Below are 10,765 nucleotides of genomic sequence, written 5' to 3' on the forward strand. Positions count from 1 at the left end.
AACAACCTCATCACGCTCCGATTGCTTCAAGTATCTCGTCCAATGGCTGGGCCACGCAGGTGAACATCGGTGTATCGCGCAGAGTGTAGCGGCTGGCCTCAGTCTCGCGCAGTTCCTGAACCAGGTCGAGGAAATCGCTGATGTTATCCGTCTCAAATGCTACCACAAATTCCTGGTCATCGAGTCCAAATGAATAAGTGGTGTTGAGGGATACCGAGGGATATTTCAGGCCCATGCGAATATGTTCGTTCATCATGCGTTTTCGCTCTTCCAGGGGCAGGGCATACCAGGGGCGTGTCTTCACGAATGGATAGACAAAGAGATATTTCTTGTCTTCGGGAGTGATGACCAGGCGCGGGTCGTGGGCGCCACGAGCGTTTTTGCCAACGTAGACGGAGCGTTTGGTCATTGAAAGAAAAGCATGAGTCTCGCGCAGGTATGGTCCCATACTGCTGCGCCGGATTTTACTGCTGATACCCTGCAGGTCGCTGACATCATAGGTAGCCTGCCAGAGCATAAAATCGCAATCGGATCGCAATCCATAGAGGGCATAGCTGCGCATAAGGGCATGCTCTGCATGTTCTTCAAAGATTTGGAGCAGTTCTTGCTTCCCCTGCTGGCGTTTCTCAAGTGGCAATAACTGCCATTGGGGATCGAGTTTGTAAAAGGTAAAGCGCACCAGCTGGCGTGGCTGTTTCGGTTTTGCCGGCGTAACAGCCTGTTGGGGCTGCGCTATGATTGTTGAATCTGCCATATTGTTTCCTCGTCTTGAATGATTGCCTTCACAAGGCCGTTGATAGTGAACTCTTGCGCCTCGATATGTACATCCAGGTCGAATTCACGCGCGGTCTGTGAAGTGATGGGGCCGATACAAGCAATTTTGGGGCGAGCTTGCCGCACGAGATCGCTAAATTCGTTCGTGAAGCCTGGCTCGCACTGCTGAAGCCATTGCATAAAATTACGCACTGTAGAAGAACTGGTAAAGGTGATGATATCGAGCTGCCGGTTCCGGAGTAGGCGCACGACTTCAAGCCCTCTCTCGTCACCGGCGGCTGCAGAAACGGTAAAATAGGCCGCTACTTCGTCTACGATGGCGCCCGCCTGTTGCAGTCCGGTAACCAGCACCTTACGGGCTTCCGCGGCACGTGCCAGTAATATGCGCTGCCCTTGCAGGGATTTGCCGGTTTGATACGCGTCGTCGATGAGAGCGGCGACGACGCTTTCGGCCACATATTCGCCAGGTACGATGCTGGCGGCGATACCGTATTGAGACAACGCCGCGGCCGTCGCGGGGCCAATGGCGGCGATATGTGTACTGCCCATATCCTGTGCTGTGTATCCCAGTTCGCGCAAGCGCTCGAAACAGATAGTGACGCCATTGGCGCTGGTCAATACAAGCCAATCATATCCATTCGCGCAAAGTCGTCTCAAAGCATGATCCAGAGGTGCCCAATCTGCCGGGGGTATGATGCGAATTGTTGGGAACTCAACAGGCAAGGCGCCCAATGAGCGTAAAAGCGCGCTGAATGTTCCCGCCTGCTCCCTTGTGCGTGTTACCAGGATGCGTTTATTGCGCAATGGTAACGCTTTCACCGCGCTTTCAGACATGCTGTCGCTCCTGCAGGCGCGTATCGTTCAGGGTCTCTATGATCCCGGCGGCGCCTTGTGCTAGCGCTTGCTCGGCCAATTGGATGCCCAATTGTTCGGCGCTCTCAATGGAAGTTTCCGCTGTCCAGGGGATACTTTGTTGTACTCGTACCTGGCTCTGACCATCAAGGCTGGTAACCAATCCCTGCAAGGTAAGTTGACCATCCACGATTTCGCCGTAGGTCGCGATGGGAAGGTAGCAACCGGCACCCAGGCGGCGCATAAACATGCGTTCGGCGGTTGTTGTGGCCCGCGTCTCCAGGTCGATTAAGGGAGCAATCAAGGCCTGCATCTCAGGTTCATCGCGTATTTCCAGCGCTAAGGCTCCCTGTCCCGGCGCGGGCATCAATGTTTCAACCGGAAGATAGGTCACGCGCTCTACCAGGCGGTCCTGGATGTGCAGGCGGTGCAGACCGGCGGCGGCCAGGACAATCGCGTCATAATCCCCGGCATCAAGCTTGCGCAGCCGCGTATCAACGTTTCCGCGTAGTGATAAAATGTCTGCTGCTGGAAAAAGTGCGCGAATCTGGGCTGTACGACGCAGGCTGCATGTGCCGATACGCAAACGAGCCTGCGTGTGATCACCAGGGATTGTCCCTACATAAGATGGATGCCAGACGAGCACGTCGCGTACATCCTCGCGTGTACCTGCCGCGACGACACGCAATCCCTGCGGCTGGACTGTAGGCAGGTCTTTCAGGCTGTGTACTGCCAGGTCAATACGTTTCTCAGAAAGGGCACGTTCGATTTCCATCACAAAAACGCCATCACCGCCGATCTTCGTCAGGGGCATGTGCGTGTTATTGTCGCCGGTTGTGTGAATCTGCTCGATGGTGATGTCAAGGCTCGGCCACTGCTGTTGTAGCCGGGCGACCACCCATTGTGTCTGTATCATCGCCAGTTTGCTGGCCCGCGTTCCTATGATTATCCGTTTCATCTATTTTCTCTTCTAAATCAAATAAATATCGTAAAGCCTCGGCGTAGATATGCCCCTGGCCCTCGGCGGCAGCGGCTTTGAGGCGCACCATCGGCGTATGCAATAGTTTGTTCATAAGGCGTGTGGTGAGCTCTTGCACGGTTGCCATCTCGCGTTCTGTGAGAGAAGATGACAGGTGCTGCATGGCACGTGCCAATTCCTGTTGGCGCAGGCTATCTACGTGGCGGCGCAGGTCGCTAATGGTACCGACGACGTTGAGCGAGCGCCGCCAGCGGTCAAAGGCGCTCGCCTCTTCGACGATGATCGCCTGTACCTGTTCAACTTCCTGGAGGCGCAGGTGTATGCCCGCGTCTACACTTGCCTGGAGGTTATCCAGGTTATAGAGGTACACCCCGGGTAAGTTCGCCACCTCTGGTTCCACGTCGCGGGGCAGCGCGATATCTATCAGCAGTAATGAGCGTCCATTGCGTTGCTGTACGACCCGCTGCATCATTTCAAAGGTGATGAGAGCGAGGGGAGCAGTCGTGGAAGTGATGACGACATCAGCTTCTGCCAGCGATGTGGCCAGTTCGGTGAACGAGCGGTGGGTCGCGCCGAAGCGCTGTGCCAGGACCAGGGCATTGGCCTGGGTGCGATTGATAATGGTAAGCTGGCGCGCTCCCTGGTCACACAAATTGGCCGCAGCCTGCTCGCTCATTTTACCGGAGCCTACCAGCAGGATACGAGCCTCGTTCAGGTCAGGGAAAAGCCGGTTTGCGAGCTGCACCGCGACATAACTGACCGAGGCGGCATTGCGGCTGATGCCTGTTTCGCTGCGCGCGCGCTTCCCGGCCACCAGCGCAGCGCGGAAGAGGGCCGAAGTAATCGGGCCGGCATAACCACCACCGTGGGCAATTTCCAGCGCCTCCGCGACCTGCCCTTGAATTTGTGGTTCGCCGGGTACAAGAGAATATAATCCACAGGCAACACCTAAGAGATGCAATACTGCCTGTTCGTCAACGAGAAAGTAGCAATATTGCTCAAACTCTTCACGCCTGACCTGGCGCGATTCGCTCAGGATGTGGAGCAGATTCGATCTTCCCCCTTCGATCTCAGGACAGATAGCATACAGCTCTATGCGATTACACGTTGAGATCAGTACAGCTTCCTGTACCAGTTCTTTGGCCCGCAAGAGAACCTGGGAAATCTGCCGTGGGGAGCAGGCCAATCGTTCGCGCAACTCGATGGGCGCTGACCTGTGATCAACGCCGATAGCTAAAATATGCACTCAAAACCCTCGTAAATCTCAAAAAATTTAGCAACCTATAGAGATTTTAGCAGTATTTTCCCTGGAGTCAAGGTTCGTAGGTGCCAGATTTTCCTTGCCAGAATTTTATCAGGTAAACACCTTATTTTTTGTAGTGTTCCGGTGTTTCATCTCGCTTTCCCTCTTGTCGCTCGATGCTCAATATGCTAGTATCACCAGAGTATATAACATAGCAGGAGTAAACCATGGCGGATCAATCTGAAATTACTACTCAAGCCCAGGATGAAATAGAAGATACTGTCACTGATACAGCGGAAAAAACGATCCAACCTGTGCCGGCAACAACAGCTTCGAAGGTGGAAAAGGAACGTAGCTTTGATTGGTTGACGATGGGAGTAGTCGTGCTTATCGCGGCATTCTTCGCGATAACTGCGCGCTTTCAAGCTCAACCTGCTAATTCACTGCTGCCCATAGCTGTACTCAGTGCCACTGGCTGCGGCCTGTTTGTCACGGGGCTGCGCAAAATTCGCGCTATGCAAGGAGCGGGGGTTTGGGAAGCAGGTCTGGGCGGTTTTTTTATGGCGATCTTTCAATTTCTGGTCGCCATTACCTATCCAGGCGTTTTCAATACGCTTACAACGAGCCAGGCTGGGCTGCAAGGTTTTCTCAATACATGGGGCCTGGTTCTGGTGGCTTCGATTGTTTTCAGCATAGTCGGCGTGGCACTCGGCCAGCTCGCCTTCGCGTCGCGCTCGTTACCGGCCAAAACTCAACTATCTGAAGCATTAGAGGAAGCAGGCGATGGAGTTGTTGAAGATACGCAGGGCGACGACACGGCTGCTGAGAAAAGTCAGGCTACTCTGGTCAATAACGATGAGGACGATTCTGCCGCGAGAGATGAACACGAGACGCAGGCGGCGGATGTCGAAAGCACGGGCATATCTCAACCGGCGCGTTCATTCCTCAGCTATGTTATTGCGCTGCTGCTGCTCGGCTTAGCGCCAACAATGGTTGGATACCTGTTTTCTGCTGCCTATAGTTTTGTGCTGAGTTTGAATGGATTTGCGCTGAGTCCCTATCCAACGCTGCGCCTGCTCAGTGCTTTACTCCCCTGGCAAGTGCCAGCGCCTCTAAATTTGAATGGCAGCACCGGCAACTTCATCATTTTCAGTCTGCTATGGTACATTCCTCTCTTCTTTGGGAACCCGTCATGGTTCGATCTGCAGGCGCTTGAGCCTCTCGTTTTCAATGGAGCTGCCCTGGCTTTACTTCTCATCGCGGTTTATAAACAGGATGCCAGTGCAAACGATTCGTCCTCTCTTATGAACTGGAAGGCTTACCTGCTTTTAGAGTTTTTGTTAGGCTTCATTATCGTGTTTCCCGCCGATTTATGGCTATTGCAGGGGATTAAGGGAATCCTGCAATTGCAGGGTGTTGCCATACCGATACGCAGCCTGGAAGTCTTGAATCCGCTCACATTTATACTCAACCTCATTACCGGGCCTCTCATTTGTGTGGCAATAGGTATACTTTTGCGCAAGATGAGAAAGCGGCTCTTCGGTGTTACCAGGTAGAGCTGATAAACATTGGCCTCCTCATACGTTAATACAGACGAAAGTAATAGTGTGTTGCCATCCTGAACAGTTTGTGCAAGTATAAAGTAGGATGAGCTATACGCATTTGTAGGTAGGACCCGAATGAGCGTAGGGTTGGCTTGATCGCATCCAGGGGACCTCATTCGATATTCGGAAAAATAAGCAATGAGCCATTGTCAGAAGTGTAATGCGGAACTACCGGATGGCGCTCGCTTTTGTGGTAAATGTGGTTTTGCCCAACTGCCTGCCGGGGCGTTTTCTGTTGTGGCTACTCAGACCCCTCAAGGGGCGGTCGTGAATGCCGTAGAAACGGAAGATGCTGTCAAACCGGTAGCTGACACTCCGCCGGTATCCCCGGCCGTTTCGCTCATTCCTACCAGAACCGTGCATCCCGGTCTCAAACAAGCGACTTTACCAGGGGGGGCTGGTAGTGCTTTCTTGCGCCCTCCTGATTCCGAACCGCTTAAAAAAATTGTTGGGGAAGTACAAGTATTTCCAACACTAGGACAGCGAGAGCCAGCAAGCGATATGATACCTGAGACGCCAGAACCGGGCGTTACCCGGTCTTCTGAATCTGAACCGGTAAAACAACCGGAAACAAAAGGACAGATCATTACGACACCACCTGCTCCATCCGTGCCTGTTACAAAGTCCGTGCAGTTCAAGTCCAGAGCGTGGAGCGGCACTTCAGGGGGCAATTCGCAACAGCCGGCGCCCGAACAATCGCAGGCCGGGCCGGCAAATATGCCTGATCCTGTGAGTTTGCCGGGTATGCAACCACCACTTGCTGGGAGATCTCCAGGTCTGATTCGCCAGGTTGGATTCTCTCCATCGCCACTGCAGCCGGCCTCGCCTTCAACGCCTGTACAACAGGGATTATCAACACCGGCGCAATCGGGGCAGGTACCTGTGAAACCGGGGAGTGTGCCTGCATTTCCTCCTATAGTGCCGCCACCGGCAGCATCCGGTTCATCAATGCAACAACCTGTTGCGCCTGCTCAAAATAGTCAGTTTCCTTTCGAGCCAGGACAACAACAGGTTGTGAGGGAATCAAGCCCGTCTCCCTGGCAAAGACCAGGCGCGGGCAATCGCTCTCCCTGGCAGGCTGCTGGTGTGGTTGATAAGCCACAATCCGATCCGATAGATGTTTTCGGAGTGGCTGAGCCGGAGCTTGGGAGATTAGGTAGCACCAGCAAGGCAGCAGAACACTGGCGCCAGAGCTGGCGTGACCGGCAGCGAGCTGAGGCGGGTCCCGCGGAAGGCGTATCGAGGGGACATGCGCACGTTCCTATGCCCCTCATGGCTATGCAACAGAGCCTGGCACGAATGCGCGCCATTATTCTCGCCAATAAAGAGCAGGATACCCAGCCAAAAAATCTTGGTTTCTGGATTACCCTCTTGCTCATGTTTTGTTTGATTGGTGGCCTGGGAGCCTACATCATCTCTTCGTATATACCCAACTCACCACTCGGCAGCGCGCGAGTCGTACCACCCGCAAGCCCGGCTCAACCCTCGCTGGTAGCGCAGAATACTACTATTGAAACAGGTCAATCACTCCATGTACATGGTGATCACTTTGGCTCCAACCAGGCGATCAGCTTTTTACTCGATACAACACAGCCTATCGTGGATGCATCTGGGCACAATATTTCTGCTCAGACCGACGCTCAGGGAACATTTGACGCGAACATTCCTGTCGGAAACGATTGGGCGACCGGGAACCACGTGATCGAGGCTATGGATAGCGGCAGCAATCAATTTGCCTATCTGACGATTAATGTCTTACCCGCGGGTACTCCATCGGCTACAAGCAACAATCTGACCCTGTTATTCAATGGGCAACCTCTACACGAGCTTTCGTTTACGGCAGTGGTTGGGCAGGATAATCCCAGCCAGCGATTTACGCTTGAGAATACCAGTGGCGCCCCGTTGAAATGGTCGGCCACTGCTGCCGCCGCCAATAATTTAACCTGGCTGGTCATCAATGATAACCACACCTCCGGCACTTTGAATATATCCGGCACCGATTCCATCGGCGTCAGCGCGATTATCACCGGCTTGCAAAGCAGTAAGGTGCCTTACAAGGGGCAGATTATTTTTACCATTAATGACAGCGAACAGTTGACACTGCCTGTACAATTGACGGTAAACGATGCGCCATCAGAACTGGTTTTCAGTCCTGATCCCATCATTGCTCACTATTTGCCTGGTGGGACCTGTCAAAGCGGGGCAGCATTGACGTTGATCAATCTTGGCGAACAGGTGATTAGCTGGAAGTTGGGGATAGATGGCAATACCAGCGCTCATCTCCATTTTTCGTCTGTTCAAGGCCAGTTGGCGCCATCTGACGAGTCAACGCCTCAGTTCAGCTCGACGCAGGTTGTAACTCTCACGTGTTCAGGCGTTCAAGCTGGGAGCAGTTATACCGTTACACTGTATGCCAATGGCGCTCAATGGAGCGAGCAAATTTTCATTCAAACATGATCTGGCCGGTTCGCGGCCTGGGAGGATGCCTGAAGTTTTATGAGTGACCCACGTTTACTTGCCGTTTTCGCCGTTGTTTTTATCCTCCTGGGAGTGTATAACGTGATGTCCGGACTGCGGCGCATGCGGGCAGCACGGATACAGCAGCAGCGGCTTGTCTGGTACCGGCAAATCAATATTTTGACCGGTACGGAGTATGTCCTGCTGGCACTGGTGTTTCTGGTGAGCATCGGTTTCAATACCGGAACGCTTCCGGCAAGTCTGAAAAGTATCGTTATCCCGCTGTACCTGGTGCTTCTGCTAGCGGCTGCGATACTCGCTGGCCTGGTTATTCGTCAGGGGATCAGCAATGCACGGCAGGCGCGCGCGCAATCGACTACGCAAACCGCGCGCAGCAGCGGAGCGAGCAGGGTAAATTCGACTATGGAAACCGAGCCGGTCGAGGTAACAAGCACTGTGAACGCCGAACGGCGGCGCGCTCGCCGCAAAAATGCTGCCGCCGCGCGCCGGAGACGAGCCGGAAAAGCGTAATATCCAACCATCACAACCCCTCAAGCACCAGTTGCAGATCGTAGGCACTCAGCTGGGCATCAAAATGAGCAATCAGGCGCGTAATGCGACATGAGACATTTTGACCGCTGCCGATTGGAGCGCCACTGTCAGTAAGTGTGATGCCGTCCAGTAATTGCAACGCCGGATTCAATGGGACTGATACGGTGTGTGTCACCTGCGTGCGTACCTCCTGGGCCATGAGAAAGCTGGCTTTTTGCGCGCATTGTGTTGTGCTCATGAGTTTCTGATCGATATGATGGAGCAAGCGCTCCAATCCCACAAGATGTACATGAGCATCATCATAGGCTTCGGCTGTGGTCAATGAGCCGGGAACGCCTCCCGCCGGCGGTTTGCCACTCACAATGATATGATTCGCGCGCAGGTCATTGCTGCCAAAACTCACCAATTCAATCTCTGGCTGGTAGTTCCATACCGGTAGGTCGGCGTTTGAGAGTTCATGAAATTGGAGTACTTCGTTCTGATCGAGGAAGTACGCCAGGCCATAGGTAGCGCAAAGTTCGTCCAGGGCATGGCGGTAAAGTTGACCGGCTTGCAAGACGAAGGAGGGTACGACCTGGCTCATCTGGGAAGTTGTGGGTAGTGAGAGGTTGAAAAGACCGGCACGTGCCGCAACTTCGTTAACCAGGTAGCTCAATGTCGCGTTGCTGTACGCATTCTGATAGCGCGATTGGACATCCAGGTTGCGGGATACGTCGAGTCCTACCAGCAGCAAGTGATTCTCCTGTGGCGAACGCACGAAATGTATTTGCTCCAGGTGATACATGCCAACCTGTACGACATCGGGAGTCAATGGGGGCGTGCCTACCTTATAGCCCTCACTTAAAACTAGCGTTGCGTTCAATCCAATGGGTTGATAGTTGTTGTCGGTGGTCACGAAGGCGTTGTAGATGCCGCGTGCATTATCAAGGATTACTTCCAGGCGAGCAGGTGTGCCCTGCTGCTCGTGACGCTGGTAGGATAAAATGGACGCCGAAACATCCAGGTACTGCGCGGGATTCGAGACCTGGAATGCCGGAGCGCTGAAGACTATCGGGAGAGCAGCGACATAGTAACGAGACCCGGCATTGCCACTATGAGGCACGGGCAATTTGAATGCGCTCACGCCATAACTGCATGTGATATCGTGCATAATCAGCCCGTTCGACCAGTGAACGAGGTCAGCGGACTGCCTCAGACGTGGGTAGCTATAGACCGAGCCGGATAAGACGCCATTATCGAATTCAACGCATGCCAGGGTATAGATTCCATCGGCCAGCGACAAACGGGGCGCAATACGACCTATAGCAGTGCTGGTGGCCGGAGCAATCACTGAACTGCTGCTCCAGCTGCCACCCGATGGGTTGTAAATGCACGAGAAGAGGCTATAGCTATCAGAGTAAACAATGGTGTAGGTCAAATGAGCCCAGGCAACGGCAACACCTGCCCCAGAGTTGATGGTTGGCAGCGTCCAGGTTGCAAGGGCAGACCAGGTGCCACCGGAGTAGAACGAGCAACCCATCGCTTCGCCCCCGGTTACATCGTAAAGGAAGAAGACATCGTTATTGCCCGCGCTGCCAATGCCCTTGATTAAGGCCGACGATGGAGGGGAAAGAACGCTGGCAGGCCCTGTCCAGGTGATACCATTATCGGTCGATGTCCATACCCAGAGATTGTTTCCGCCTGTGCCGCGCTGTGCGAAGGCTCGCAAGGTGCCGGAGGAGTTGGAAATGGCGCAACCACCATCCTGGAACATTAGTCCCGCCGATCCTGGCAGTGTAACCCAGGCGCTGCTGGCCCATTGTGATGCCTGAGATGGGTCGGTAATGCGTTGCACCTGGAAATTGCAGTTGAAGCCGGTGCCACCGCGAGTCACCTGTACCCGCACAATACTATTGTCGTTGGCGATACAGGCATCATTCCACGCATCCGCCGTTCCAGGGTTTTGATACTGTGCATAATGGAGAACATGATCTTCGATGGTCAACTTGACTGCCGGAATGCGTGTGGTGTTATTGAGCGCCGCGGTAAGCGCGCTGTCGAGGGAACGAACCATGTGGAGAAACCTTTCTGAAGGATTGGTATGGTAGAGGGTTATTAAGAGGAGACGAACATAGCTGCTCGCTTGCTTCTAGTATAGTCTGTAAATAAGAAGATTTCAAGGCCCAGGGCTTGTGAATTATTGCAGGCCGACTTTGGAGAAACCAAGCAAGGCCAGAGCTTCGTGAGGACAGGAGGCAAAATGACGACGACTGGCTCGGATGTGGCAAGAGCCAGAGCGATGGATGAGGGTGATGGCCAGATTGC

At 53.8% G+C, this 10,765-nt stretch carries 8 protein-coding genes; 3 read left to right on the forward strand and 5 right to left on the reverse strand.

The genetic code is table 11. The features are described 5' to 3' along the window. Positions 1-10: 10 nt before the first annotated feature. From VFA09_17430 to hemA, 4 genes are read right to left on the reverse strand one after another with little or no spacing between them, the layout of a single operon-like run. Positions 11-754, reverse strand: a complete 744-nt coding sequence (locus tag VFA09_17430) for a chlorite dismutase family protein (GenBank protein ID HZU69061.1) — start codon at positions 752-754, stop codon at positions 11-13. Continuing rightward, positions 733-1,608 (reverse strand): uroporphyrinogen-III synthase, encoded by an 876-nt coding sequence (locus tag VFA09_17435; GenBank protein HZU69062.1) that lies wholly within the window; start codon positions 1,606-1,608, stop codon positions 733-735. The genes VFA09_17430 and VFA09_17435 overlap by 22 nt, the downstream gene beginning before the upstream one ends. Continuing rightward, positions 1,601-2,584 carry a hydroxymethylbilane synthase gene (gene hemC / locus VFA09_17440; protein ID HZU69063.1) on the reverse strand — a complete coding sequence of 328 codons (984 nt, stop codon included), beginning with the start codon at positions 2,582-2,584 and terminating at the stop codon, positions 1,601-1,603. The genes VFA09_17435 and hemC overlap by 8 nt, the downstream gene beginning before the upstream one ends. Further along, positions 2,487-3,851 (reverse strand): glutamyl-tRNA reductase, encoded by a 1,365-nt coding sequence (gene hemA, locus VFA09_17445; protein HZU69064.1) that lies wholly within the window; start codon positions 3,849-3,851, stop codon positions 2,487-2,489. The genes hemC and hemA overlap by 98 nt, the downstream gene beginning before the upstream one ends. A gap of 224 nt (positions 3,852-4,075) precedes the next feature. On the opposite strand from hemA, the gene VFA09_17450 reads away from it, so the two are divergent. The 3 genes from VFA09_17450 (at position 4,076) to VFA09_17460 (ending at position 8,440) form a co-directional block, all read left to right on the forward strand. Further along, complete coding sequence (locus VFA09_17450) at positions 4,076-5,404, forward strand: hypothetical protein (protein HZU69065.1); 1,329 nt, start codon at positions 4,076-4,078, stop codon at positions 5,402-5,404. Between the two features lie 186 nt (positions 5,405-5,590). Further along, positions 5,591-7,909: a zinc-ribbon domain-containing protein gene (locus VFA09_17455; protein HZU69066.1), complete on the forward strand. Its 2,319-nt coding sequence runs from the start codon at positions 5,591-5,593 to the stop codon at positions 7,907-7,909. A gap of 39 nt (positions 7,910-7,948) precedes the next feature. Then, a complete protein-coding gene (locus VFA09_17460) occupies positions 7,949-8,440 on the forward strand; it encodes a hypothetical protein (protein HZU69067.1) in 492 nt (163 codons plus the stop codon). A gap of 10 nt (positions 8,441-8,450) precedes the next feature. Here the strand turns inward: VFA09_17460 and VFA09_17465 are convergent, their stop codons facing one another. Then, entirely contained in the window at positions 8,451-10,514 is a 2,064-nt protein-coding gene (locus tag VFA09_17465) for a sialidase family protein (GenBank protein HZU69068.1), read from the reverse strand. Positions 10,515-10,765: the final 251 nt, after the last annotated feature.

The sequence above is a fragment of the Ktedonobacteraceae bacterium genome, assembly GCA_035653615.1.
Taxonomy (GTDB): Bacteria; Chloroflexota; Ktedonobacteria; order Ktedonobacterales; family Ktedonobacteraceae; genus DASRBN01.

Coding starts and splice junctions, on each gene's coding strand:
- VFA09_17465 (HZU69068.1), bottom strand. CDS start 10,514: ATGGTTCGTTCCCTCGACAGCGCGCTTACCGCGGCGCTCAATAACACC.
- hemC (HZU69063.1), bottom strand. CDS start 2,584: ATGAAACGGATAATCATAGGAACGCGGGCCAGCAAACTGGCGATGATA.
- VFA09_17460 (HZU69067.1), top strand. CDS start 7,949: ATGAGTGACCCACGTTTACTTGCCGTTTTCGCCGTTGTTTTTATCCTC.
- VFA09_17455 (HZU69066.1), top strand. CDS start 5,591: ATGAGCCATTGTCAGAAGTGTAATGCGGAACTACCGGATGGCGCTCGC.
- VFA09_17450 (HZU69065.1), top strand. CDS start 4,076: ATGGCGGATCAATCTGAAATTACTACTCAAGCCCAGGATGAAATAGAA.
- VFA09_17430 (HZU69061.1), bottom strand. CDS start 754: ATGGCAGATTCAACAATCATAGCGCAGCCCCAACAGGCTGTTACGCCG.
- VFA09_17435 (HZU69062.1), bottom strand. CDS start 1,608: ATGTCTGAAAGCGCGGTGAAAGCGTTACCATTGCGCAATAAACGCATC.